This is a genomic window from Pseudomonas sp. 1152_12 (genome assembly GCF_052850675.1).
Genome location: NZ_VXCW01000009.1, coordinates 55,903 through 81,268, shown reverse-complemented (window position 1 = coordinate 81,268; position 25,366 = coordinate 55,903). Strand labels below are relative to the sequence as shown.

At 59.2% G+C, this 25,366-nt stretch carries 26 protein-coding genes; 2 read left to right on the top strand and 24 right to left on the bottom strand.

Going from position 1 to position 25,366, the window contains the following annotated elements; translation table 11 throughout:
• Nucleotides 1-109 precede the first annotated feature (109 nt).
• Nucleotides 110-1,789: a 2-isopropylmalate synthase gene (leuA, locus tag FW764_RS18100; RefSeq protein ID WP_446435040.1), complete on the top strand. Its 1,680-nt coding sequence runs from the start codon at nucleotides 110-112 to the stop codon at nucleotides 1,787-1,789.
• A gap of 105 nt (nucleotides 1,790-1,894) precedes the next feature.
• Here the strand turns inward: leuA and FW764_RS18095 are convergent, their stop codons facing one another.
• From FW764_RS18095 to trmJ, 21 genes are all read right to left on the bottom strand, one after another.
• On the bottom strand, nucleotides 1,895-2,686 hold the full coding sequence (locus tag FW764_RS18095; RefSeq protein ID WP_446435039.1) for an amidohydrolase: 792 nt from the start codon (nucleotides 2,684-2,686) through the stop codon (nucleotides 1,895-1,897).
• The gene (locus FW764_RS18090; protein WP_446435038.1) at nucleotides 2,674-3,822 is read right to left on the bottom strand and encodes a pyridoxal phosphate-dependent aminotransferase; all 1,149 of its coding nucleotides are present in this window, start codon (nucleotides 3,820-3,822) and stop codon (nucleotides 2,674-2,676) included. Before FW764_RS18090 ends, FW764_RS18095 begins: the two co-directional genes overlap by 13 nt.
• A 134-nt stretch (nucleotides 3,823-3,956) precedes the next feature.
• Entirely contained in the window at nucleotides 3,957-5,426 is a 1,470-nt protein-coding gene (gene der / locus FW764_RS18085; protein WP_446435037.1) for a ribosome biogenesis GTPase Der, read from the bottom strand.
• Nucleotides 5,427-5,561: 135 nt separating this feature from the next.
• Nucleotides 5,562-6,713 carry an outer membrane protein assembly factor BamB gene (gene bamB, locus FW764_RS18080; protein ID WP_446435036.1) on the bottom strand — a complete coding sequence of 384 codons (1,152 nt, stop codon included), beginning with the start codon at nucleotides 6,711-6,713 and terminating at the stop codon, nucleotides 5,562-5,564.
• Entirely contained in the window at nucleotides 6,706-7,347 is a 642-nt protein-coding gene (locus tag FW764_RS18075) for a YfgM family protein (protein ID WP_446435035.1), read from the bottom strand. Before FW764_RS18075 ends, bamB begins: the two co-directional genes overlap by 8 nt.
• Before the next feature lie 41 nt (nucleotides 7,348-7,388).
• Entirely contained in the window at nucleotides 7,389-8,678 is a 1,290-nt protein-coding gene (gene hisS / locus FW764_RS18070; RefSeq protein WP_446435034.1) for a histidine--tRNA ligase, read from the bottom strand.
• Nucleotides 8,679-8,699: 21 nt separating this feature from the next.
• Complete coding sequence (ispG, locus tag FW764_RS18065) at nucleotides 8,700-9,809, bottom strand: flavodoxin-dependent (E)-4-hydroxy-3-methylbut-2-enyl-diphosphate synthase (RefSeq protein ID WP_446435033.1); 1,110 nt, start codon at nucleotides 9,807-9,809, stop codon at nucleotides 8,700-8,702.
• Nucleotides 9,810-9,811: 2 nt separating this feature from the next.
• Nucleotides 9,812-10,810, bottom strand: a complete 999-nt coding sequence (locus FW764_RS18060; RefSeq protein ID WP_446435032.1) for a RodZ domain-containing protein — start codon at nucleotides 10,808-10,810, stop codon at nucleotides 9,812-9,814.
• On the bottom strand, nucleotides 10,810-11,568 hold the full coding sequence (gene pilW / locus FW764_RS18055) for a type IV pilus biogenesis/stability protein PilW (protein ID WP_446435031.1): 759 nt from the start codon (nucleotides 11,566-11,568) through the stop codon (nucleotides 10,810-10,812). The genes FW764_RS18060 and pilW overlap by 1 nt, the downstream gene beginning before the upstream one ends.
• Nucleotides 11,569-11,580: 12 nt before the next feature.
• Nucleotides 11,581-12,729 (bottom strand): 23S rRNA (adenine(2503)-C(2))-methyltransferase RlmN, encoded by a 1,149-nt coding sequence (gene rlmN, locus FW764_RS18050; protein WP_083356870.1) that lies wholly within the window; start codon nucleotides 12,727-12,729, stop codon nucleotides 11,581-11,583.
• 29 nt (nucleotides 12,730-12,758) lie between these two features.
• Nucleotides 12,759-13,184 carry a nucleoside-diphosphate kinase gene (gene ndk, locus FW764_RS18045; RefSeq protein WP_083356869.1) on the bottom strand — a complete coding sequence of 142 codons (426 nt, stop codon included), beginning with the start codon at nucleotides 13,182-13,184 and terminating at the stop codon, nucleotides 12,759-12,761.
• A 92-nt stretch (nucleotides 13,185-13,276) separates the two neighbouring features.
• Complete coding sequence (iscX, locus tag FW764_RS18040; RefSeq protein ID WP_016977667.1) at nucleotides 13,277-13,477, bottom strand: Fe-S cluster assembly protein IscX; 201 nt, start codon at nucleotides 13,475-13,477, stop codon at nucleotides 13,277-13,279.
• A gap of 14 nt (nucleotides 13,478-13,491) precedes the next feature.
• Nucleotides 13,492-13,833, bottom strand: a complete 342-nt coding sequence (fdx, locus tag FW764_RS18035; protein ID WP_446435030.1) for an ISC system 2Fe-2S type ferredoxin — start codon at nucleotides 13,831-13,833, stop codon at nucleotides 13,492-13,494.
• A 3-nt stretch (nucleotides 13,834-13,836) separates the two neighbouring features.
• A complete protein-coding gene (hscA, locus tag FW764_RS18030) occupies nucleotides 13,837-15,699 on the bottom strand; it encodes a Fe-S protein assembly chaperone HscA (protein WP_446435029.1) in 1,863 nt (620 codons plus the stop codon).
• A 48-nt stretch (nucleotides 15,700-15,747) separates the two neighbouring features.
• The gene (gene hscB / locus FW764_RS18025) at nucleotides 15,748-16,269 is read right to left on the bottom strand and encodes a co-chaperone HscB (RefSeq protein ID WP_446435028.1); all 522 of its coding nucleotides are present in this window, start codon (nucleotides 16,267-16,269) and stop codon (nucleotides 15,748-15,750) included.
• 8 nt (nucleotides 16,270-16,277) lie between these two features.
• Nucleotides 16,278-16,601 carry an iron-sulfur cluster assembly protein IscA gene (gene iscA, locus FW764_RS18020; RefSeq protein ID WP_003209680.1) on the bottom strand — a complete coding sequence of 108 codons (324 nt, stop codon included), beginning with the start codon at nucleotides 16,599-16,601 and terminating at the stop codon, nucleotides 16,278-16,280.
• A 28-nt stretch (nucleotides 16,602-16,629) separates the two neighbouring features.
• Nucleotides 16,630-17,016: a Fe-S cluster assembly scaffold IscU gene (gene iscU / locus FW764_RS18015; protein WP_003175965.1), complete on the bottom strand. Its 387-nt coding sequence runs from the start codon at nucleotides 17,014-17,016 to the stop codon at nucleotides 16,630-16,632.
• 99 nt (nucleotides 17,017-17,115) lie between these two features.
• Nucleotides 17,116-18,330, bottom strand: coding sequence for an IscS subfamily cysteine desulfurase (locus tag FW764_RS18010; RefSeq protein ID WP_446435027.1), 1,215 nt, complete (start codon nucleotides 18,328-18,330; stop codon nucleotides 17,116-17,118).
• A 50-nt stretch (nucleotides 18,331-18,380) separates the two neighbouring features.
• On the bottom strand, nucleotides 18,381-18,872 hold the full coding sequence (gene iscR, locus FW764_RS18005) for a Fe-S cluster assembly transcriptional regulator IscR (RefSeq protein WP_003194020.1): 492 nt from the start codon (nucleotides 18,870-18,872) through the stop codon (nucleotides 18,381-18,383).
• 300 nt (nucleotides 18,873-19,172) lie between these two features.
• On the bottom strand, nucleotides 19,173-19,958 hold the full coding sequence (cysE, locus tag FW764_RS18000) for a serine O-acetyltransferase (protein ID WP_446435026.1): 786 nt from the start codon (nucleotides 19,956-19,958) through the stop codon (nucleotides 19,173-19,175).
• Nucleotides 19,959-19,960: 2 nt separating this feature from the next.
• Nucleotides 19,961-20,731 carry a tRNA (cytosine(32)/uridine(32)-2'-O)-methyltransferase TrmJ gene (trmJ, locus tag FW764_RS17995; protein ID WP_003210307.1) on the bottom strand — a complete coding sequence of 257 codons (771 nt, stop codon included), beginning with the start codon at nucleotides 20,729-20,731 and terminating at the stop codon, nucleotides 19,961-19,963.
• A 145-nt stretch (nucleotides 20,732-20,876) separates the two neighbouring features.
• Here trmJ and suhB point away from each other — a divergent pair, with 145 nt between their 5' ends.
• Nucleotides 20,877-21,692, top strand: a complete 816-nt coding sequence (gene suhB, locus FW764_RS17990) for a type III secretion system regulator SuhB (protein WP_003175971.1) — start codon at nucleotides 20,877-20,879, stop codon at nucleotides 21,690-21,692.
• A gap of 205 nt (nucleotides 21,693-21,897) precedes the next feature.
• Here suhB and FW764_RS17985 read toward each other — a convergent pair whose 3' ends face one another.
• The 3 genes from FW764_RS17985 to secD form a co-directional block, all read right to left on the bottom strand.
• Nucleotides 21,898-22,440 carry a glycine zipper 2TM domain-containing protein gene (locus tag FW764_RS17985; protein WP_446435025.1) on the bottom strand — a complete coding sequence of 181 codons (543 nt, stop codon included), beginning with the start codon at nucleotides 22,438-22,440 and terminating at the stop codon, nucleotides 21,898-21,900.
• Between the two features lie 123 nt (nucleotides 22,441-22,563).
• Nucleotides 22,564-23,478 (bottom strand): protein translocase subunit SecF, encoded by a 915-nt coding sequence (secF, locus tag FW764_RS17980; RefSeq protein WP_446435024.1) that lies wholly within the window; start codon nucleotides 23,476-23,478, stop codon nucleotides 22,564-22,566.
• Between the two features lie 9 nt (nucleotides 23,479-23,487).
• Nucleotides 23,488-25,359 carry a protein translocase subunit SecD gene (secD, locus tag FW764_RS17975; protein ID WP_446435023.1) on the bottom strand — a complete coding sequence of 624 codons (1,872 nt, stop codon included), beginning with the start codon at nucleotides 25,357-25,359 and terminating at the stop codon, nucleotides 23,488-23,490.
• Between the last annotated feature and the right edge of the window lie 7 nt (nucleotides 25,360-25,366).

Here is a 25,366-nt window from a genome sequence, read left to right as displayed (position 1 = left end):
AGCGCACGACTGCCAGGCTGAATCGATCTGCCTCGTCCCACGCTCCATCCCCAAAAATAGTTATACGGCAGGCCGCCTTTTCTCGGCCCCTACAACAAAGGATTTCCCGATGAGCATGCTCAAAGACCCGTCTTCGAAGTACCGCGCGTTCCCGACCATCGATATCCCGGACCGCACCTGGCCGTCCAAAACCATCACCGAAGCACCGATCTGGTGCAGCTCCGACCTGCGTGATGGTAACCAGTCGCTGATCGAGCCGATGGACGCCGCGAAAAAACTGCGCTTCTGGAAGACCCTGGTTGCGGTGGGCGTGAAGGAAATCGAAGCCTCGTTCCCGGCCGCTTCGCAAACCGACTTTGACTTCGTGCGCACTCTGATCGAAGACAACCACATCCCCGCGGACACCACCATCCAGGTGCTGACCCAGGGCCGTGAAGACTTGATCGCCCGTACCTTCGAATCCCTGCGCGGCGCCAAAAAAGCCATCGTGCATTTGTACAACGCCACCTCGCCGTCGTTCCGCCGCATCGTGTTTAACCAGGACAAGGACGGCATCAAGGCCATCGCCGTCAACGCGGCCAAGTTGTTCGTCAAATATGCCGCGCAGCAGCCGGAAACCCAGTGGACCTTCGAATACTCCCCGGAGACCTTCAGCGCCACCGAGCTGGAGTTCGCCAAAGAAGTGTGTGACGCGGTGATCGAGGTATGGAACCCGACGCCTGAGCACAAGATGATCCTCAACTTGCCAGCCACCGTTGAATGCGCCACGCCGAACATCTATGCCGACCAGATCGAGTGGTTCGGTCGCCATATCAACCGCCGTGACAGCGTGATCATCAGCCTGCACACCCACAACGACCGTGGCACCGGCGTGGCCGCCACCGAGCTGGGCTTGATGGCCGGCGCCGACCGTGTCGAAGGCTGCCTGTTCGGCAACGGCGAACGCACCGGTAACGTCGACCTGGTCACTGTGGCACTGAACATGTACACCCAGGGCCTCGACCCGCAGCTGGACTTCTCCGACATCGACGGCGTGCGCAAAGTCGTCGAGGAATGCAACCAGATCCAGGTGCACCCACGTCACCCCTACGTCGGCGACCTGGTGCACACCGCGTTCTCCGGCTCCCACCAGGACGCAATCCGCAAAGGTTTCACGCAGCAGAAAGCCGATGCACTGTGGGAAGTACCGTACTTGCCGATCGACCCTGCCGACATTGGCCGCAGCTACGAGGCCGTCATTCGTGTGAATAGCCAGTCAGGCAAAGGCGGCATCGCTTACCTGCTGGAGCAGGAATACGACATCAGCTTGCCGCGTCGCATGCAGATCGAGTTCAGCCAAGTGGTACAGGCTGAAACCGACCGCGTCGGCCTGGAAATGACCGCGCCGCAGATCTACGCTTTGCTGCAGCGTGAATACCTGCAGGCCAACACCCCGTACGCCTTGGTCAGCCATCGCCTGCAGGAAGAGAACGGCAACAGCTTTGTCGAGGTGGAAGTCTCGGGCAAGGGCCAGGGCGAAACCAACCTGCACTGGAAAGGCAAAGGCAACGGCGCCCTGGAAGCGTTGGTGGCTGGCCTGCCGATTGGCGTGGAGATCATGGACTACAACGAACATGCAATCGGTGCTGGCACCAACGCCAAGGCGGCGGCCTACATCGAATTGCGTGTGAACGGCGAGCGCCCGGTGCATGGCGTGGGCATTGATGAAAACATCACCACGGCCAGCTTCAAGGCGCTGTTCAGTGCGCTGAACCGCTCGTTGAGCCAGCAGGAAGCGAAAGCGGCGTAACGGACCTCTGAAATGCGAAAGGCCCCTGGGTGTGAGTCCAGGGGCCTTTTTATTGAGCTTCAGATTTGGGTTGCCTGTCAGGGCCTTGCTCCCGGCAGCGGTCTTTCAGACAAACTGAAAACTATCAGCATCCAGATTCGCCGGAAATTTGGTGCGATACGCCGCCAGCTCCATCGAATCCAAGCAGACCTGAAACACTCCATTGGCCTCCCCCGCACTCAGCAAGGTCTCACCCTGGAAATCCAGCACCTGACTATCCCCGGTGTAGGCAAAGCCTTTGCCATCCGTACCCACCCGATTCACTGCAGCCACGTAGCACAGGTTCTCGATGGCTCGCGCTGGCAACAGCCGATTCCAATGCTGGCGCCGTGCACCCGGCCAGTTGGCGGTGTACAGCAGCAAGTCCGTGTCCTGCGCATCACGGCTCCACACCGGGAAGCGCAGGTCATAGCAAATCAACGGGCGAATGCGCCAGCCTTTCAGCTCAAACTGCACCTGGCGCTCGCCCGGCGTGTAGTGGTCGTGCTCGCCCGCCATACGGAACAGGTGGCGCTTGTCGTAATGCAGCACTTCGCCATCCGGCCGCGCCCACAGCAGGCGGTTGCGATCGCTGCCGTCGGCGGCCTGGATGATCACGCTGCCGGTGATCACTGCGTTGTATTTGGCCGCCTGGGCCTTGAGCCACTCATGGGTGGGGCCATTTTCGCGCTCGGCGAGCGTAGCCGACTCCATCGAGAAGCCGGTAGTGAACATCTCCGGCAGTACAATCAGGTCGGCGCCTTGGGCCTGTTCCAGCAGCAACTCGAAATGCTCAAAGTTGGCCTGACGGTCATGCCACACCAGGCTGGTCTGGACCAGGGCGACATTCAAGTTGGGTAGTGCACTCAGATCACGCATAGTTTTTCGGCTGCTTGTTGCAGCGTTTCCTCGCGTTTGGCAAAGCACAGGCGCACCAGGCGCTGGCCTTGGGGTGGGTGCTGGTAGAACACCGAGACCGGAATCGTCGCAACGCCGTGCTCGCGGGTCATCCACAGTGACATGGCGATGTCATCCAGGTCCGGGCGAATCTGCGAGTAATCCACCAGTTGAAAGTAAGTGCCGGTCACCCGGGTAAAGCTGAAACGCGACGGCGCCAGCAGGTCGCAGAACAGGTCGCGCTTGACCTGGTAGAAGGCCGGCAGTTCTTCGACGTGTTCCGGGTGTTCGGCCATGAAGTCCGCCAAAGCGTACTGCAACGGGGTCACGCCGCAGAAGTTGACATATTGATGCACCTTGCGCAGCTCAGCAGTCAGCGCCGGCGGCGCGACCACGTAGCCGGTTTTCCAGCCGGTGACGTGGTAAGTCTTGCCGAAGGAACTGACCACGAACGCACGCTGATACAGCTCTTCGTGGGCCAGCACGCTGACATGGGCCACGCCGTCGAACACCAAGTGTTCGTAGACTTCATCGCTGACCAGATAGATATCGCGGTCGCGCATCAGTTCGGCCAACTGGTCCAGTTCGGCGCGGCTGATCAGTGCGCCGGTCGGGTTGTGCGGGGTGTTGAGAAGGATCATGCGTGTACGCGGTGACAACGCGGCCTTGATCCTTTCTAAATCCAAGGCGAAGCCTTGCAGGCTCAGTTGCACATGCACACAGCGGCCACCGGCCAGTTCGACCGAAGGTTCGTAACTGTCGTAGCAGGGGTCGAAAACGATGACTTCATCGCCGTTGCGAATCACGGCCTGAATGGCACAGAAGATTGCCTCGGTGGCGCCAGGCGTGACGGTCACTTCGCTGTCGGCATTCACCGTGACGCCATAGCTGCGGGCGATCTTGGCTGCCACTTGTTGACGCAGCACCGGCAGGCCGGTCATCGGTGCGTATTGGTTATGGCCGAGGGCGATATGTTTGCCCACCGCATCAAGCAACGCCTGCGGGCCATTGAAATCGGGAAAGCCCTGGGACAGGTTGAGCGCGCCGGTCTCGGCAGCGAGTTGCGACATGGTGGTGAAAATGGTCGTGCCGACATTCGGCAGCTTGCTGGTGATCATCGGAGGCCCCTGCAGGTTAGCCCCAAGTTTTAAGCTGCTGGCCACGTGGGGTCAAGGCACAAACCGTCGCGCACAAAAAAGGGCTCCAAAGGAGCCCTCTTTTGCAGCGTGCAGGTTACAACGTGAGGCGGCGTTTATTTCTTGTCGCGGCGCTTCTTGTCGGCCTTCTTGTGGTGAGTCATCAAACGACGCTTCTTGTTCACCTGACGGTCAGTCAAGGTGTTCTTGTTGCCTTCGTATGGATTCTCGCCACCTTTGAACTCGATGCGAATCGGCGTGCCGACCAGTTTCAAGACACGGCGGTAGGTGTTTTCCAGGTAACGCACATAGGACTTTGGCACCTTCTCGATCTGGTTACCGTGAATCACGATAATCGGCGGGTTGGCACCACCCAAGTGGGCATAACGCAGTTTGATCCGGCGGTTGTTGACCATCGGCGGCGCGTGCTCGCCAACTGCGTCTTCCAGGATCTGGGTCAGACGGTTGGTCGGCCAGCGGGTAACTGCGGACTTGAACGAGTTTTGTACGGAGGCGTAGAGGTTGCCCACGCCGGTGCCGTGCAGTGCCGAGATAAAGTGGATATCGGCGAACTCAACGAAGAACAAGCGGCGCTGCAGCTCGATCTTGACGAAATCGCGCTCGCTTGGCGTCATGCCGTCCCACTTGTTGATTGCGATCACCAGGGCGCGACCGGCTTCCAGGGCAAAGCCCAGCAAGTTGAGGTCGTGATCCACTACGCCTTCGCGGGCGTCCATTACGAAGATCACTACGTTAGCGTCTTTGATCGCCTGCAGGGTTTTGACCACCGAGAACTTTTCAACTTCCTCGTGGATCTTGCCGCGCTTGCGCACACCCGCGGTGTCGATCAGCGTGTACTTCTCGTCGTTACGTTCGAACGGGATGTAGATACTGTCGCGGGTGGTGCCCGGTTGGTCATACACGATGACCCGGTCTTCACCAAGCATGCGGTTAACCAGGGTCGACTTGCCGACGTTCGGACGGCCGATGATGGCGATCTTGATACCGTCTTTTTCGCTCGGGCCAGGGATGCGCTTGGCTTCCTCACCTTCGGCGACGATCTCTTCCTCGCCCTCTTCTTCCTCGGCGTCATCCTTAGGGAAGTCGCGAAGGGCGATTTCCAGCATCTGGGTGATGCCGCGACCGTGAGCACCGGCGACCGGGAGCGCGTCGCCCAGGCCCATCGGGCTGAATTCGGCACGGGCCGCCTCAGGATCGATGTTGTCGATCTTGTTGGCGACCAGATAGGAACGCTTGTTGCGCTTGCGCAGGTGCTCGCCAATCATCTGGTCGGCAGCGGTGTAGCCCGCGCGGGCGTCCACCAGGAACAACACAACATCGGCTTCTTCGATGGCCAGCAGCGACTGCTCGGCCATCTTTTCGTCCATGCCATGCTCGTCACCGGAGATACCCCCGGTGTCGACAATAATGTAGGAGCGCCCTTGCCACTTTGCCTCACCGTATTGGCGATCACGGGTCAGACCGGACAAGTCGCCGACGATGGCGTCGCGAGTCCTGGTCAGGCGGTTGAACAAGGTGGACTTGCCGACGTTAGGTCGGCCCACCAGGGCGATTACGGGAACCATGCGGCTCTCCACTTCGTTATTTCAGAAAATACAAAAGCCGCTGCAAGGCAGCGGCTGGTGCTCGGGGCAGCATATTCAAATGCCGCATGCCCCGCCGAAGCGGGGCCGCCTGGGTTTTACCCCAAGCATAGTGCTTTACTTAATGGTCAGGGCTTCCAGCTTGCCGCTGTTGCCAAACACGTAAAGCATGTTACCCACAACCAGCGGACGTGCACGCAGGCCGTCGCTGTCGATACGCTCGCGGCCGACAAAACGACCGTCCACCTGGCTCAGCAGATGCAGGTAACCTTCGAAGTCACCTACCGCTACGTAGCTGGAGAACACTTCTGGAGCCGACAGTTGACGGCGGGCCAGGGAGTCGTTGCTCCACAGTGCCGTGGTGGAACGTTCGTCGACACTTTCAACAGTGCCTGACGCCAGGCTTACGTAGACGCTGCCAAACCCTTGGGCGACACCGGCATAACTGGAAGCATCACGCTGCCAGTTGATGCGGCCGCTTTGCAGGTCCAGCGCCGCAACACGGCCCTGGTAGGTGGCGACGTAAATGGTTTCACCCGACAGCAGCAAGCCGCCGTCGATGTCCACCACGCGATCCAGCTCGGAACGACCCTGAGGGATGGCAACACGGGTTTCCCAGGCCGGCACGCCGTTCTGAGTATCCAGGGCGACCACTTTACCGGTCGACAGGCCTGCAACGGCCAGGTTGTTGGTCACAATCGGACCACTGGTGCCGCGCAGGGTCAACACCGCAGGGGTGCTGTCATATAGCCAGCGCTGATTGCCCGTGGCGGCATCCAGGCCGATCACACGGTCATCCTGGGTCTGCACCACGACGATATCGCCGTTGGTGGCAGGCGCAGCAAGCACTTCACTGGTCACCCGAGCACGCCATTTCTCTTCGCCCGTTGCCGAGTCCAGAGCCACCACGTCGCCTTTGAGCGTACCGACCAGCACCATGCCGTAGCCGACACCCACGCCACCGGAAACCGGCAGCTCGAGGTCTTTCTTCCACTTCACATCGCCGTTCATGCGATCCATGGCCATGATCACACCGGTGGAGTCAGTGGCCACGATGTTGTCGCCGTCGATTGCCGGCTGCAACAGGTTGTACAGGTCGCCCTGGCCATCACCCACGGAGCGGCTCCACTGCTTTTGCAGGACCACTTCTTCCTTGAAGCTGGTCAGCTCGGCAGGAGGCAGTTCTTTTTTACTGTTGCTGCTGCAACCCGCGGCCAGAACGGCCAGAGCCAGCAATGCTGCATGTTTCCAACGGATCACGTCACGCATCCCCTTTGGCCAAGTCGTCCAGCTTGATTTGTAAGCCACCGACCGCTGCTTCATCAGACAGCGCCGCCTTGGCTTTTTGGTACGCAGCATGGGCTTCGTCGGTACGACCCAATTGGACCAACAGGTCGCCCTTGAGCTCTTCACGAGTGGCCACAAATGCCTTGTCAGCATCGCCGTCGAGCAGTTTGAGTGCTTCGTCAGCCTTGTTCTGTGCCGCCAATACTTGCGCCAGGCGCTGACGTGCGATTTCACCCAGGGTCGGGTTGGTCGGCTTGTCGGCGATGGCCTTCAGCTCGGTGGCGGCGTCATCCAGCTTGCCGGTGTCGACCGCGACTTTCGCGACGAACAGGCTACCGTATTGGGCGTAGCTGCTACCGCCGAAATCGGCTTTCAGCTTGCCGGCCAGGTAGGTGACTTTGGCAGCATCAGGCTTGCCGTCTGGCGTCAGCGTGGTTTCCAGCAATTGCTGATAGAGAACCGAGGCGCCTTGGGACTGGTTGGCCTGATACTTGTGCCAGGCTTGCCAGCCGAACACCACCACTAAAGCCAGCAGGCCGCCGGTAACCAGGGGCTTGCCGTTACGCTGCCACCAGTCCTTGAACTCGGCCAGCTGCTCATCATCAGTACTCGACACCCCAATACTCCTTAATCGCTAAATTCGGCTGTTTGACAGCTTCAACCCTGCACGACGCAGGTGGCCAAGTGCGCGGCGAGCGCATCAAAGGCAATGTTCTGTTGCTCGCCCTGGCCACGCAGGGGTTTGAAACCTATCACTTGCTGGGCCAGTTCGTCATCGCCGAGGATCAGTGCATACAGCGCACCGCTCTTATCGGCCTTCTTGAATTGGCTCTTGAAGCTGCCGGCGCCGGCATTGATCTGCAGGCGCAGGTTCGGCAGTTGGTCGCGTACTTTTTCGCTCAAGGCCAGGGCGGCCAACTCGGCGGCCTCGCCAAAGGCGCACAGGTACACATCCACCTGACGGGAGATTTCTTCCGGGACCTGCTCCAGGGTTTCCAGCAGCAGGATCAGCCGCTCGATGCCCATGGCAAAACCCACGCCCGTGGTCGGCTTGCCACCCATTTGCTCGACCAGGCCGTCGTAACGGCCACCGGCACACACGGTACCCTGGGCGCCGAGCTTGTCAGTGACCCACTCGAACACGGTCTTGCTGTAGTAATCGAGGCCACGTACCAGCTTCGGATTGATCACGTACGGAATACCCGCCGCGTCCAGTCGAGCCTTGAGGCCCTCGAAGTGCGTACGCGACTCGTCGTCCAGGTAGTCGGCCATTTTCGGCGCGTCGACCAGTACGGCCTGAGTGTCGGGGTTCTTGGTGTCCAGCACGCGCAACGGGTTGGTTTTCAGACGGCGCTGGCTGTCTTCATCCAACTTGTCGAGGTGGGCGGACAGGTACTCGACGAGGGCGACACGGTAGCGGCCCCGGGATTCGCTGGTGCCCAGGCTGTTGAGTTCAAGCTTGACCGCGTCACGGATGCCCAACTGGCCCCAAAGGCGCCATGTCAGCACGATCAGCTCGGCGTCGATGTCCGGACCGTCAAGGTTGAAGACTTCGCAACCAATCTGATGGAACTGACGATAGCGACCTTTCTGCGGGCGCTCGTGGCGGAACATCGGGCCGATGTACCAGAGCTTCTGGGTCTGGCCACCACCGGTGATACCATGCTCGAGTACAGCGCGCACGCACGCGGCCGTGCCTTCCGGACGCAGGGTCAGGGAGTCGCCGTTGCGGTCTTCAAAGGTGTACATCTCTTTTTCGACGATGTCGGTCACTTCACCAATGGAGCGCTTGAACAGCTCGGTGAACTCGACGATCGGCATGCGGATCTGCTTGTAACCGTAGTTATCCAGCAGGCGCGCGACCGTGCTCTCGAAGTAGCGCCACAGTGGCGTCTGCTCCGGCAGGATGTCGTTCATGCCACGAATGGCTTGCAGAGACTTGCTCACATCTGATCCTTAAATTCGTTCTTAGCCGCGCGCGATCAGCGCTGCGTCAGCCGCGACCTTCTCGGCCGCTTTCTGGCGGATCAGTCTTTCGAGCTCATCCACCAGATTGTCATTCGTCAACTTCTGCGACGGCTTGCCGTCGATGTAAATCAGATTCGGTGTACCGCCAGTCAGACCGATGTGCGCTTCTTTGGCTTCACCCGGGCCGTTGACCACGCAACCGATCACCGCAACATCCAGCGGCACCAGCAGATCCTCGAGGCGCCCTTCCAGCTCGTTCATGGTTTTCACCACGTCGAAGTTCTGCCGCGAGCAGCTCGGGCAGGCAATGAAGTTGATGCCACGGGAACGCAAATGCAGGGATTTGAGAATGTCGTAACCGACCTTCACTTCCTCTACCGGGTCTGCCGCCAGGGAGATGCGGATAGTATCGCCAATCCCTTCGGCGAGCAGCATACCGAGACCCACCGCAGATTTCACTGTGCCTGAGCGCAAACCGCCCGCTTCAGTGATACCCAAGTGCAGTGGCTGCACAATTTCCTTGGCCAGCAGGCGATAAGCTTCTACCGCCATGAACACGTCGGAAGCCTTTACGCTGACCTTGAAGTCCTGGAAGTTCAGGCGCTCAAGGTGCTCAACGTGGCGCAGCGCCGATTCAACCAGCGCGGCCGGGGTCGGCTCGCCGTATTTCTTTTGCAGGTCTTTTTCCAGGGAACCGGCGTTGACGCCGATACGGATCGGAATTCCGCGGTCACGGGCCGCATCTACCACCGCGCGCACACGGTCTTCGCGACCGATGTTGCCCGGGTTGATGCGCAGGCAGTCGACGCCCAGTTCGGCCACGCGCAATGCGATCTTGTAGTCGAAGTGAATGTCGGCAACCAGGGGCACCTTGACCAACTGCTTGATGCGGCCAAACGCTTCGGCGGCATCCATGTCGGGCACGGAGACCCGCACGATGTCCACGCCGGCGGCTTCAAGACGGTTAATCTGGGCGACGGTGGCGGCGACATCATTGGTGTCGCTGTTGGTCATACTCTGTACCGCGATGGGGGCATCGCCACCCACCGGCACCGTGCCGACCCAAATCTTGCGCGATACGCGACGTTTAATTGGAGATTCGCCGTGCATGACTATTGTCCCAACTTGAGGCGAGCAGTCTCGCCACTGGTGAACGGCGCTACGTCCACAGGCTGGCCGTTGTAGACCACTTGCGCGCCACGGGCAAAGCCCAGACGCAGCGTCAAAGGAGGCTTGCCGCCTTGGTCAAGCGTATCTCCCTTACGCTTCAAACCGCTAAACAGCACTTTGCCGTTGCTATCGGTGACTTGCGTCCAGCAGTCAGCGACAAAGGTAATCTGGATATGCCCGTCACCAGCGATCAAAGCCGGTGCAGTAGCTGGCGCAACTGCCGGCGCTGCCGGTGCCGCCGGCGTGGTGGCCGCAGGAGCCGGTGCCGCAACAGCCGGCGTATGGGCCTGGGCAGCCGAAGCGGCCGGGGTTTCCGGCACAGTGGGAGCCGTCACGACGGCGGCGGCAGGCGCAGTGCCAGCTTCCGGCACCGGCTGCTCAACAGTGGCTGGCGCTTGCGTCGCAGCTTGCCCTTCGACAACGGCCTGGTCTTCCGGCTCATCCAGCGGATGAATCTGGGTGGTGCCGTCCGCGCTTTCGACTTCGACGTGCTCCATGGCGCTGCTGGTCAGGTCCTTGCTGCGCAGGGAGGCCTGGTCTTGCCACCAGACGAAACCGCCGCCAATCACGGCAATCAGCAGCAATAGGCTGACAATTCGCAAAATCGTGTGGGAAACCCGCACCGGCTCTTCGATACGACCCAGGCCATGCACACTACTGCCCTGGGAGTCGGTGCCGGTGAATTGATCAAATTCCTGTACCAACACGGTCTGGTCAATGCCCAGCAACTTGGCATAAGCGCGGATATAGCCGCGGGCGAAGGTATGCCCAGGCAGCTTGTCGAATGCGCCGGCTTCCAGGTTGCCCAGGGATGTCGTGGTCAAATTGAGCTTGAGGGCCACTTCTGCCAGCGACCAACCATTGCTTTCGCGGGCCTGACGCAAGGTCTCGCCTGGGTTTACGCGATTAGCTGCTACAACTTCCGGGTGCGCCGCTTTCATCATTGCTCCGACAGGTATTGCTGATATTCCGGCGTACCGGGATAGAGTCGTTCGAGTTGCTGGCCAAAACGTGCGGCCGTGTCGCGTTCTTCATGAACAGTCGCCAGGCGCGCACCGAGCAATAGACTACGTGCATTTTGCCCGCTGAGCAGACTAAAACGCTCGTAATAGTCACGTGCTGGCACATAATGCCTGTCTTCGTAAGACATCTCAGCCATTTCGAGCAACGCGCGTGGCTGGCGACTGTTCAAATGCAGGGCTTTTTCCAGTTGCTGGCGCGCGCTGTCACGCTGGCCGAGGCGCACCGAGGTAACCCCAAGGTTCTCGAATACCCGCGACCGCTCCGGGTAGAGGGTATCGGCAGAGGCTTGCTGGAAATAACGGAAAGCCTGGTCATAACGCTTCTGCTCGAACAGGAAGCTGCCGTAGTTGTTCAGCAGCCGAGGGTCGGCAGCACGGGAGGCCAGGGCCTTTCGAAAATAGTGATCAGCCAGCTCAGGCTCGGCCTGAGCCTGAAACACCAAGGCCAATGCGGCATTCGCGTCAGCATCGTCGCTGTCCAGCTCCAGGGCCTTTTTCAACGGCACCTTGGCCTGCTCGCTCATACCTTGGCGCAGATAACCCAGACCCAGTTGCACATAGGCAACTCGCGCCTCATCACGGCCTTTATCGGTTTGCAACGGGCTGTCATAGCCCGATGAAACACAACCGGCCACAAGGCCGGTAAAAAGTAAAAGCAGCGCAAGGCGCAAGGGCATAGAGTTCCTCTCTCAGATTCGATTCACCGCAATTTGCGGCAAATCTTCGGCGGCATTAAGTTCGCGCACGGCGATATAACGTTCGCTGCGACGGGTGCGATCCAGCACCTGCCCTACCAATTGGCCACAGGCGGCGTCGATATCTTCACCACGGGTGGTGCGTACGGTGACGTTGTAGCCGGCCTGGTGCAGTTGATCCTGGAAACGGCGGATAGCATTGTTACTCGGCCGCTCGTAGCCAGAATGTGGAAACGGGTTAAACGGAATCAGGTTGATCTTGCACGGGGTGTTCTTGAGCAACTCGATCATCTCTACGGCGTGCTCAACCTTGTCGTTGATATCCTTGAGCATGGTGTACTCAATGGTCAACACACGCTTCTCGCCCAAGGTCGCCATGTAACGCTGGCAAGATTCGAGCAGCATCTTAAGCGGATACTTCTTGTTGATCGGCACCAATTGGTTACGCAATGCATCATTGGGTGCGTGCAGCGACAACGCCAAGGAGACGTCGATGTGCTTGGCCAGCTCATCGATCATCGGCACCACGCCGGAGGTGGATAGGGTTACACGGCGCTTGGAAATGCCGTAGCCCAGGTCGTCCATCATCAAATGCATGGCCGCGATCACGTTGTCGAAGTTCAGCAGCGGCTCACCCATGCCCATCATCACCACGTTGGTGATGGCACGGTCGACGGTTGCCGGGACGCTGCCAAAGGATTTGTTGGCAATCCACACTTGGCCGATGACTTCGGCGGCAGTGAGGTTGCTATTGAAGCCTTGCTTGCCGGTGGAGCAGAAACTGCAGTCCAGGGCACAGCCTGCCTGGGACGAAACGCACAATGTGCCGCGCTTGCCCTGGGGAATGTAAACGGTCTCGACGCAGCTGCCGGACGCCACGCGCACCACCCACTTACGGGTGCCGTCGCTGGAGATGTCCTCGCTGACCACTTCGGGGCCACGGACCTCAGCAATAGCCTTGAGCTTGTCGCGCAGGGCCTTGCTGACGTTCGTCATGGCGTCGAAATCGTCGACGCCAAAGTGGTGAATCCACTTCATTACCTGACCGGCACGGAAACGCTTCTCCCCGATTGAGTCGAAGAATTTCTCCATTTCCGGCTGAGTCAGACCCAGCAGGTTGGTTTTAACAGTCGATGTAGTCATGGATTCACCCTCACTCTTTAAGCCAGTGCTTAGCGAGCGGTTACTTCAGTAGCAGCGAAAAAGTACGAGATTTCGCGAGCAGCAGCGGCTTCGGAGTCCGAACCGTGAACAGCGTTAGCGTCGATGGATTCAGCAAAGTCAGCACGGATGGTGCCGGCAGCTGCTTCTTTAGGGTTGGTAGCGCCCATCAGCTCACGGTTCAGAGCGATAGCGTTTTCGCCTTCCAGAACCTGAACAACAACAGGACCGGAGATCATGAAGGAGACCAGGTCGCCGAAGAAGCCACGAGCGCTGTGCTCAGCGTAGAAGCCTTCAGCTTCAGCTTTGGACAGTTGCTTGAGTTTCGAAGCTACAACCTTCAGGCCGGCTTTTTCGAAACGAGTGGTGATCTCGCCGATGACGTTTTTTGCAACAGCGTCAGGCTTGATGATGGAGAAAGTACGTTGAACAGCCATGGTGTAACTCCAGAAACGGTAATTTACGAAAAATTAAACCCGCGAATTATACGCGGGTTATTGGGTATTGCCTAACTGCGTAAAGGGAGGCTTCAGTCCTGCTCTTCTTTCCAGGCAGTCTGAATAGCCTCCAGAACCTTCTCACCGCCGCGATCCCGCTCATCTTCAAACCCCGGCAACGCCATGACCATGTCACGCAAAGCTACAAAGTTCAGGGAGTAAGGATCCAGATCCGGGTTGGCATCAGCCAACAGGATAGCGATCTCTTGTACATCAACCCATTTAAGACTCATGACACTTCCTTGAATCAATGCGGCGCTTCGGCCGCATGGTTGAGCGAATATTTCGGAATTTCGACAGTGATGTCTTCAGTCCCAACCTTAGCCTGACAGCTTAGGCGAGAAGTCGCCTCCAGGCCCCACGCGCGGTCCAGAAAGTCCTCTTCCAGCTCATCCGCTTCGTCCAGAGAGTTGAAACCCTCGCGAATCACGCAGTGGCAGGTGGTGCAGGCGCACACACCGCCGCACGCGCTTTCGATCTCGATGTGGTTGTCATGGGCAACTTCGAGGATGGACTTGCCGGTCTCAGCCTCCACAACCATACCGTCCGGGCAGTGCTCGGCGTGTGGCAGAAAAATGACCTGCGGCATTAATTATTCCTCGATTTCATTCAGGTTGCGCCCGGCCAGTGCGGCTTTCACCGTCTGATCCATGCGGCGGGCGGCAAAGGCATCAGTGACTTGCGACAGGCGCTTGGTCTGTTGCTCGATGGCGTAACCATCGTTGCCTTTCATCAGTTCGGCCAGTTCCTGCATCTGCAGGTCGATGACCATGCGCTCTTCGGCGTCCAGCAGGCGCTCGCCGTCGGCATCCAAGGCGCCCTGCACGGCTTCGAGCAGGCGCTGGGCATCGACTTGCTGCTCGCGTAGTACACGGGCAACTTTGTCGTCACCGGCATACTGGAACGAATCCTTGAGCATCTTGGCGATTTCGCCGTCGGTCAGGCCGTAGGACGGCTTGACCTGGATGCTGGCTTCAACGCCCGAGGCCAGCTCACGTGCAGCCACGCTAAGCAGACCATCGGCATCGACCTGGTAGGTCACACGAATCTTTGCAGCACCGGCCACCATCGCTGGAATACCGCGCAACTCAAAGCGCGCCAGGGAACGACAGTCGCTGATCAGCTCACGTTCACCTTGCAGCACATGGATCATCATGGCCGTCTGGCCATCTTTGTAAGTGGTGAAGTCCTGGGCGCGCGCGACGGGGATAGTGGTGTTGCGTGGAATCACCTTCTCCATCAGGCCGCCCATGGTTTCCAGCCCCAGGGATAGCGGGATCACATCGAGCAGCAGCAATTCGCCACCATCGCGCTTGTTGCCGGCCAGGGTGTCGGCCTGGATCGCAGCACCGATGGCGACAACTTGATCCGGGTCGATTTCAGTCAGCGGCTGGCGACCAAAGGCTTCGGCAACGGCTTCGCGAACCCGTGGGACGCGGGTTGAGCCGCCGACCATGACCACGGCCGCGACGTCTTCCAGCTCAACACCGGAATCACGCACCGCGCGGCGGCAGGCTTTAAGGCTGCGCGCGACCATCGGCTCGATCAGCGCGTCGAAAGCTTCACGGGTCAGCAGGGCCGACCAGGAGCCGTAAGAAACGTCTACCGATCGGGCAGCAGTCAGTGCTTCTTTGGCCGCACAGGCGGTTTGCAGCAGATTACGCTGCTCGCCCGGGTCCAGGTCGGCCGACAAACCGGCGCTGGTGATGATCCAGCCGGCAATCGCGTGATCGAAATCATCGCCGCCCAGGGCAGTGTCGCCACCGGTGGCCAGTACTTCGAACACACCGCCGGTCAGGCGCAGGATAGAAATATCAAAGGTGCCGCCGCCCAGGTCATAGATAGCAACCAAGCCTTCGGCGTGCTGATCCAAGCCGTAGGCCACAGCGGCTGCAGTCGGCTCATTGAGCAAGCGCAGCACGTTGAGACCGGCGAGTTTCGCCGCGTCCTTGGTGGCTTGGCGCTGAGCGTCGTCGAAATACGCCGGAACGGTGATCACCGCGCCGACCAGTTCGCCGCCCAAGGTGGTTTCCGCGCGCTGGCGCAGTACCTTGAGGATATCGGCCGACACTTCCACCGGGCTTTTCGGGCCCTGGACGGTGTCGATGAACGGCATATGCGATTCGCCGCCGACAAAGCGGTAGGGCAGTTGCTCGCCCAGTTGCTTGACGTCGGACAGACCACGACCCATCAAGCGCTTGACCGACAGTACTGTGTTCAGAGGATCGGAGGACGCCGCCAGCTTGGCGGACTCACCGACTTCGATGTGGTCAGCGTGATAGCGGACGGCGGATGGCAGGATAACCTGGCCATCGGCGTCGGGCAGCGGCTCGGACAGGCCGCTGCGCAAGGCGGCAACCAGGGAATTGGTGGTGCCCAGGTCAATCCCGACCGCCAGGCGACGCTGGTGCGGTTGAGGGCTTTGGCCGGGTTCGGCGATCTGCAGTAGGGCCATGGTGATCAGGTCTTATCTGTCTATCAGGCGTGCACGGGCAGCACTGGGTTAATCGTCGAGGCGCTCTTCTAGCTGGCGCACTTCGTAGGTGAGCTTGTCGAGGAACTGCATGCGCCGCATCAGGCGTTCGGCCTGTTCACGTTGCGCTGCATCATCCCAACAGGCTGCGAAGCGTTCGTTGAGCTCATCCTGGGCCACTTTCAGACGGCGCTTGAAGACTGCGACGCCAGCCACATCGGCCTCGTCCTGCAAATCTTCGAGTTCTTCACGCCACTGCATCTGCTGCATCAGGAAGTCCGGGTCGTGCACCGTAACTTCAATCGGCAACTCGCCACCGTTCATCGCGAGCAGGTAGCGCGCGCGTTTCGGGGGACTTTTAAGCGTCTGATAGGCTTCATTGAGGCTGGCCGACTGCTCCAGCGCCAGGCGTTGCTCACGCTCGGAAGCGTCCGCGAAGCGGTCCGGATGCACACCACGCGCCAACTCTCGGTAGCGCGTGGCAAGCTGCTCGAGGTCCAGCCGAAAGCTCGGCTGCAGCTCGAATAAAGCGAAATGACAAGGAGTACCCACAAATAGCCTCAGATATTGAAGCTTTCGCCGCAGCCACATTCACCGCGTACGTTAGGGTTGTTGAACTTGAAGCCTTCGTTCAAACCTTCCTTGACGAAATCGAGCTCGGTGCCGTCCAGGTAGGTGAGGCTTTTAGGGTCGATGATCACTTTCTCGCCGTGACTTTCGAACACCTGATCCTCTTCAACCACCTCGTCGACAAACTCCAGCACGTAGGCAAGGCCGGAACAGCCCGTGGTGCGAACACCCAGACGAATCCCCTCACCTTTACCGCGTCCATTCAGGGAGCGGCGAATGTGCTGCGCAGCCGCTTCTGTCATGCTGATAGCCATCGTTGACTCCTTACTCGTCGCCAAATGCTTAGATCAAGCCTTTCTTCTGCTTGTAGTCGCGAACGGCCGCTTTGATAGCGTCTTCTGCGAGCACGGAGCAGTGAATTTTCACTGGCGGCAGGGCCAGTTCTTCGGCCAGTTGGGTGTTGCTGATAGTGACAGCCTCATCCAGTGTCTTGCCTTTCATCCACTCGGTAGCGAGGGAGCTGGAGGCAATGGCGGAACCGCAGCCGTAAGTCTTGAACTTGGCATCTTCGATAACGCCAGCGTCGTTGACCTTGATCTGCAGGCGCATAACGTCGCCGCACGCCGGAGCGCCGACCATGCCAGTGCCGACATCAGGGTCTTCCGCGTTCATCTTGCCGACGTTGCGCGGGTTTTCGTAGTGGTCGATGACCTTTTCGCTGTAAGCCATGGTACTGAATCCTCACTCATCAGGGCCGCTCTGGAACCCTGTAAAAACGCCTGCGTTTTCCGCCACGTTCCTACAGAGCTTGGGTGGCGGCTTCTATATTTAGTGTGCCGCCCACTCGATCTTGGAAATGTCGACACCGTCTTTGTACATGTCCCACAGCGGCGACAGAACGCGCAGCTTGTTGACGGCTTCGCAGACTTTCTGCGCGGCGTAGTCGATTTGCTCTTCGGTGGTGAAGCGGCCGAACGTAAAGCGGATTGAGCTGTGTGCCAGTTCGTCGTTGCGGCCCAGGGCGCGCAGTACATACGAAGGCTCAAGCGAGGCCGAGGTGCAGGCCGAACCGGACGAAACCGCCAGGTCCTTAAGTGCCATGATCAGCGACTCGCCTTCGACATAGTTGAAACTCAAATTCAGGTTGTGCGGTACACGGGCGGTCATGCTGCCGTTGATGTACAGCTCTTCAAGGTTCTCGACCTGCTTGTAGAAGCGATCGCTGAGGGCCTTGATGCGCACGTTTTCGGCAGCCATGTCTTCTTTGGCTACCCGGAAAGCTTCGCCCATGCCGACGATCTGGTGGGTCGCCAGGGTACCCGAACGCATGCCGCGCTCATGACCGCCGCCGTGCATGGTGGCTTCGATACGCACGCGAGGCTTGCGGCTCACGTACAGCGCGCCGATGCCTTTAGGACCGTAGGTCTTGTGGGCCGAGAACGACATCAGGTCGACTTTAAGCTTGGACAGGTCGATGTCGACCTTGCCGGTGGACTGAGCAGCGTCGACGTGCAGCAGAATGCCCTTGGAACGGGTCAGCTCGCCGATGGCCTCGATGTCATTGATGGTGCCAATTTCGTTGTTCACGTGGATCACGGAAACCAGAATGGTGTCTTCACGCAGCGCGGCTTCGATCATGGCCGGGGTGACGATACCGTCGGTGGTTGGCTCGAGATAGGTGACCTCGAAACCCTCACGTTCCAGTTGGCGCATGGTGTCGAGGACAGCCTTGTGCTCAATCTTGGTGGTGATCAGGTGCTTGCCTTTGGTCGCGTAGAAGTGTGCCGCGCCCTTGATTGCCAGGTTGTCGGATTCGGTAGCACCGGAGGTCCAGACGATCTCGCGCGGGTCAGCACCCACCAGGTCAGCAACTTGGCGACGAGCGTTCTCGACCGCTTCCTCGGCTTTCCAGCCGAATACGTGGGAACGGGAGGCCGGGTTGCCGAAATTTCCGTCAACCAGCAGGCATTCGCTCATCTTTTGCGCGACACGCGGATCAACCGGGGTGGTCGCTGAGTAATCAAGGTAAATCGGCAATTTCATGGACTTTCTCCTAAATCAGGCTGGCTGGCGTGCCGTTAGCTCTGCGGCTGTCACTCGACGGCGGACGCTTCGATCTTGTCCAGACGCGGCGCCTTGGTGTTGCAACGGCGCTGGTCCTGACGCTGGGCTACTTCTTGCACCTCACGGCGAGTCACAAGATCAGCCAAGCTGATACCACTCAAAAACTCATGGATCTGCAGGCTCAAGTCACACCACAAGTGGTGCGTCAGGCAGGTGTCGCCAGCGTGGCAATCACCCAAACCCTGGCATTTGGTGGCATCGACGGACTCGTTGACTGCGTCGATCACCTGGGCTACCTGGATGCCCTGCATATCGCGGGACAGTTGGTAGCCGCCGCCCGGCCCACGCACGCTGGAAACCAAGTTGCTACGGCGCAATTTGGCGAACAGCTGCTCGAGGTAGGACAGGGAAATGCCTTGGCGCTCGGAGATATCGGCCAGGGACACCGGCCCAGTTTGCGCGTGCAAGGCCAGGTCTAGCATGGCGGTTACCGCGTATCGGCCTTTTGTAGTCAGTCTCATGGACAAGTACCAAGGTGTTTCAGAATGGGAGCAAGTATGCGATTCCCGAGTATTTAAGTCAACTATAAGACCTAGTGCTTTAGTCGGGATTACCCGTAAAAAGGGCGCGCGAATCATAGCAGGATGGGGTGGGATGGAACAGCGGGAACGGACAACCAGCACTGCCAGAGACAACGAAGACCAAATGTGGGAGCGGGCTTGCTCGCGACGGCGCTGGGTCAGCCAGTATATTCAGCGACTGACACACCGCTTTCGCGAGCAAGCCCGCTCCCACAGGGGTCTTGCGGTGATTGCGAGACCTCAGCCAGCCTTGGTGGTGGCAGCCTCGTTCTTGATCTCGGCGAAGTCTTCTTCGCGCAGCTCAGGCAGGTCCTTGGCGCAGTAGCTGCTGCCCAGTTCCTTCAGCGCGCCGCACATACCGTCCAGCTTGCCGTCGACTGCCTGCAAGTGGTCAAGCAACTGGCCGATGGCGCGGGCGACCGGGTCGGGCATGTCTTCGCTGACGCCGTAGGCATCAAAACCGATCTTCTCGGCCATGGCCTTGCGCTTGGCTTCCTGCTCGTCGCCGACTTCCGGCTTGACGATGATACGACCCGGAATACCCACCACGGTGGCGCCAGGCGGCACGGCTTTAGTCACTACCGCATTGGAACCGACCTTGGCACCCGCCCCCACGGTAAATGGACCGAGCACCTTGGCACCCGCCCCCACCACCACACCATCACCCAAGGTCGGGTGGCGCTTGCCTTTATTCCAACTGGTGCCGCCGAGGGTCACGCCTTGATAAAGCGTCACGTCATCACCTATTTCGGCGGTCTCGCCAATCACGATACCCATGCCATGATCGATAAAGAAGCGACGCCCCACCTTGGCGCCCGGGTGAATCTCGATCCCGGTCAACCAGCGACCAAAGTTCGACACCAGCCGCGCCAGCCATTTCCAACCCATACCCCACAACACGGCGGACAGGCGGTGAATCCAGATCGCATGCATGCCTGGGTAGCAGGTCAGCACTTCAAAGGCGTTGCGCGCCGCCGGGTCACGGTGGAAAACACTCTGGATATCTTCTCGCAAACGCTCGAACATTTTTAATCCTTCCGCTTAAGAAGCTCGCCACGGGCCGCTTTCTGGGTTTCCGTGAGGATGCCACGCAATATATTCATTTCCGCTCGGCTCACCGAGCTGCGCCCGTACAGGCGACGCAGGCGCGCCATCAAGTGGCGTGGCTTTTCCGGATCAAGGAATTCGATGGCCACCAGGGTTTGCTCCAGGTGCTCATAAAATCGCTCCAACTCGTCCATGGTGGCCAATTCACCACTCTTGGTCGATGCAACCTCATCCTTTTCAACCTTGCTTGGCTGACCTTCAGCGGCCAGCCAGGCCATGCGCACTTCATAACTCAACACCTGCACCGCCGCGCCGAGGTTCAGCGAACTAAACTCAGGGTCTGATGGGATGTGCACGTGATAGTGACATCGCTGCAACTCCTCATTGGTCAGGCCGGAATCTTCACGACCGAATACCAAGGCGATTTCAGCGCCGCCGGCAGCCTCTTCCACTACTTTGGTACCGCACTCGCGCGGATCCAGCAGCGGCCAGGGGATACGACGGTCGCGGGCGCTGGTGCCGAGCACCAAGTTGCAGCCGACCAAGGCGTCTTCCAGCGTGGCGACGACCTGGGCTTTTTCCAGGATGTCATTGGCGCCAGACGCACGGGCATCGGCCTCGTGGTGCGGGAACACGCGCGGTTCGACCAGCACCAGGCGCGTCAGCCCCATGTTTTTCATGGCTCGCGCCACCCCGCCGATATTGCCGGGATGACTGGTATTGACCAAGACGACACGAATGTTTTGCAGCAAGGGAGGCGCTCTCGGACACGGGAAAGGGGAGCAAATCTTACAGAACAGCCTAAGGTTATGCCATGAAAGGTAACGTCGTCCTTCACCTGAAGAAAGTTTCTGCTAGAATGCTCGGCTTTCTTTAACAACCTTAGGTGACACATCCATGCAGCCCATGCTGAATATCGCGCTGCGCGCCGCCCGCAGCGCCAGTGAATTGATCTTCCGCTCCATCGAGCGCCTGGATACCATCAAGGTCGACGAAAAAGACGCCAAGGATTATGTGTCCGAGGTGGATCGCGCCGCCGAACAGAAGATCATCGACGCGCTGCGCAAGGCCTACCCTACCCATGGCATCCTCGGTGAAGAAACCGGCTTGCACAAAGGCAGCGGCGAAGGCGAAGACTACCTGTGGATCATCGACCCACTGGATGGCACCACCAACTTCCTGCGCGGCATCCCACACTTTGCTGTGAGCATTGCCTGCAAATACCGCGGCCGCCTGGAACACGCTGTTGTGCTCGACCCGGTTCGCCAAGAAGAATTCACTGCCAGCCGTGGCCGTGGCGCCCAGCTGAACGGTCGTCGCTTGCGTGTAAGCGGCCGCACCAGCCTGGACGGCGCCCTGCTGGGCACGGGCTTCCCGTTCCGTGACGACCAGATGGATAACCTGGAAAACTACCTGGGCATGTTCCGCGCCTTGGTTGGCCAAACCGCCGGCATCCGTCGCGCCGGCGCTGCCAGCCTGGACCTGGCCTACGTGGCTGCCGGTCGTTTTGATGCGTTCTGGGAGTCAGGCTTGTCCGAGTGGGACATGGCCGCAGGCGCTCTGCTGATCCAAGAAGCTGGCGGCTTGGTGAGCGACTTCACCGGCGGTCATGACTTCCTTGAGAAAGGCCACGTCGTTGCTGGCAACACCAAATGCTTCAAGGCAGTTTTGACGGCGATCCAGCCGCACCTGCCGGCTTCGCTGAAGCGTTAAGCGAGCAAGCACAAAAAAGCACCCCGAGAGGTGCTTTTTTTATGCCTGGGATTTGGGCGATACGGCAATTCCAGCTACAACCGATATCCAATGTGGGAGCGGGCTTGCTCGCGAAAGCAGCGGGCCAGTCAATAAATCTGTTGATTGACACTACGCCTTCGCGAGCAAGCCCGCTCCCACATTTTGAACCGCACCCGACTTGGAATTACTGCTGGTTCTGACCCAAGATCAAACGACCGTCTTTATCGACTGGAATCTGGCCGCCTGGATCACGGTCCATGCGCACCGAACCTTCTTTACCATTCAGGTTGTACCGCACGTCATAACCGACAACCTTGTCACTGATGTCGTTAACGGTATTACAACGAGTTTGCGTGGTGGTGTAGGTATCGCGGTTCTGCATGCCTTCCTGAACCTTGTTACCGGCATAACCGCCGCCGACCGCACCCGCTACAGTCGCCAGCTTCTTACCGTTACCGCCACCGACCTGGTTACCCAACAGGCCACCGGCCAGCGCACCCACCACGGTGCCGACGATTTGATGCTGATCCTGCACCGGCTTCTGCCGGGTCACAGCGACATCCTTACAGACCTCGCGCGGGGTTTTAATCTGGGTCTTCACCGGCTGCACCGCCAGCACTTGCGCATACTCAGGGCCGCTTTTTACCAAGCTGTAGGTGGCAACAGCACCCCCGGCGGTTACACCGACAGCACCCAATACCGCACCAACCAGCAATGACTTGTTCACGTGAACCTCCTGACCATCACAAGCGGACCGAAACGTCCGCGCTATACCCAGCCTTGGAGCAAAAAAAAAGGCGCGAGTTCAATACTCGCGCCTTCTTTGTAACAGCGTGTCAACAAGCGCCCATCAAGGGCGGTCGTCGATCTCCTTACCGGTAGCAGCAGGAGGGATCAAATCTTCGCTGTTGAGGTTCAGCCAGATCAACACCACGTTGGCAATGTAGATCGACGAATAGGTGCCCGCCAGGACGCCAATGAACAGCGCCAGGGAGAAGCCCCACAGGTTGTCGCCACCGAAGATCATCAATGCACCAATCGCCAGCAAAGTGGAGATCGACGTTGCCATGGTCCGCAGCAGGGTCTGGGTGGTCGAGATGTTGATGTTCTCGATCAACGTCGCTTTACGCAGTACGCGGAAGTTCTCACGAACCCGGTCGAATACCACGATAGTGTCGTTGAGCGAGTAACCAATGATCGCCAGCACCGCCGCCAATACCGTTAGATCGAAGGTGATCTGGAAGTAGGACAGGATACCCACGGTCACGATCACGTCGTGGATCAGCGACACAATGGCGCCTACACCGAACTTCCACTGAAAGCGGAACGCGAGGTAGATCATGATGCCGCCCAGCGCCATCAGCATGCCGAGGCCACCCTGGTCGCGCAACTCCTCACCCACCTGCGGGCCCACGAACTCGACGCGCTTGACCGATGCCGGGTTATCGCCACCCACCTTCTGCAAAGCCTCGGCCACCTGGTGACCCAGTTGCGGGTCTTCACCAGGCATACGCACCAGCAGATCGGTGGTCGCGCCAAAGCTCTGCACGATAGCCTCGTGATAGCCGGCCTTGACCAGCTCGTTGCGCACCAGAGTGACGTCGGCCGGCTTCTCGTAGGTCAGCTCAATGAGCGTGCCGCCGGTGAAGTCCAGACCGTAGTTCAGACCCTTATGGAACCAGCTGAACAACGCCAGAACGGTAAGGAGCACTGTGGCGCCGAACGCAATGTTGCGAACGCCCATGAAGTTGATTGTACGTAACATGGCAGCCCCTTAAATCCACAACTTCTTGAAGTCACGCCCGCCAAAGATCAGGTTGACCATTGCGCGGGTCACCATGATGGCCGTGAACATCGAGGTAAAGATACCGAGGGACATGGTCACCGCAAAACCTTTGACCGGGCCGGTGCCCATGGCAAAGAGAATCCCGCCGACCAGCAAGGTGGTCAAGTTGGAGTCGAGAATTGCGGTAAATGCCCGGCCGAAGCCTTCGTTGATTGCACGCTGTACGGTCATGCCCGCTGCAATCTCTTCACGAATCCGCGAGAAGATCAGTACGTTGGCGTCTACCGCCATACCCATGGTGAGTACGATACCGGCGATACCTGGCAGGGTCAGCGTAGCGCCCAGCAGCGACATCAGGGCCAGCAGCATGACCATGTTGCCCGCGAGGGCCACGGTGGCGATGACGCCGAAGAAGCGGTAGATGGCGATGATGAACAGCGACACAAACAGCATGCCCCACAAGGCTGCGTCGATACCCTTGGTGATGTTGTCGGCACCCAGGCTCGGGCCAATGGTGCGTTCTTCAGCGAAGTACATCGGCGCCGCCAGCCCACCGGCACGCAGCAACAGCGCGAGCTCGGACGATTCGCCCTGGCCGTTCAGGCCAGTGATGCGGAATTGAGCACCCAGCGGCGACTGGATAGTCGCCAGGCTGATGATCTTCTTCTCTTCTTTGAAGGTCTGCACCGGCACGTCTTTCTCGACGCCGTTGACCATTTGCTTGGTGTAAGTAGTGACCGGGCGTTGCTCGATGAAGATCACCGCCATGCTGCGACCGACGTTGCTGCGCGTGGCACGACTCATCAGCTCACCGCCGTGACCATCCAGACGGATGTTCACTTCAGGAGAGCCGTGCTGCGAGTCGAAACCCGCTTTAGCGTCGGTTACCTGATCACCAGTGATGATCAAGCCACGCTCGATCAACGCAGGAGGACGGTTGCCTTCGCGGAACTCGAACTCTTCGGCAGTGGCGCGCGAAGCACCCGGCTCAGCCGCCAGGCGGAACTCCAGGTTGGCGGTTTTACCCAGGATACGCTTGGCTTCAGCCGTGTCCTGCACGCCCGGCAGCTCAACCACGATACGGTTGGCGCCCTGACGCTGCACGATCGGCTCGGCCACCCCCAGCTCGTTGACGCGGTTACGTACCGTGGTCAAGTTCTGCTTGATGGAGTATTCGCGGATTTCCGCCAGCTTGGCTGGGGTCATCGCCAGACGAAGTACAGGTTGACCATTAAGGTCGGCCGGTACGATGTCGAAATCGTTGAAATTCTTGCGGACCAGCGCACGGGCCTGTTCACGAGACGCTTCGTCAGCGAAACCGAGCTGGATGGCGCCGTTGAGCTGCGGCAGGCTGCGATAACGCAGTTTCTCTTTACGCAGCAGGCTCTTCACATCGCCTTCGTAGACTTTCAGGCGTGCGTCGAGGGCTTTGTCCATGTCAACTTCCAGCAGGAAGTGCACACCACCAGACAAGTCCAGACCCAGCTTCATCGGGTGCGCGCCAATGGCACGCAGCCATTTTGGCGTGGTCTGCGCCAGGTTCAGCGCGACAACGTAGTCATCACCCATGGCCTTACGCACAACATCTTTAGCCGGCAATTGGTCTTCTTGCTTGGCCAGGCGCAACAAACCGCCCTTCGCATCAGCCGCCAACGTTGCCGCTTTAACCTGGATACCTGCATCGGTGAGCGCTTTGCTCGCGCGCTCCAGGTCAGCCTGATTGACCTGCAGCGAAGTGCTGGCGCCCGTGATCTGGATCGCAGGGTCATCAGGATAAAGATTGGGAGCGGAATAAATAAAACCGATCGCCAGCACCGCCAGGATCAGTAGGTATTTCCACAGAGGGTATTTGTTCAGCATCACGCCG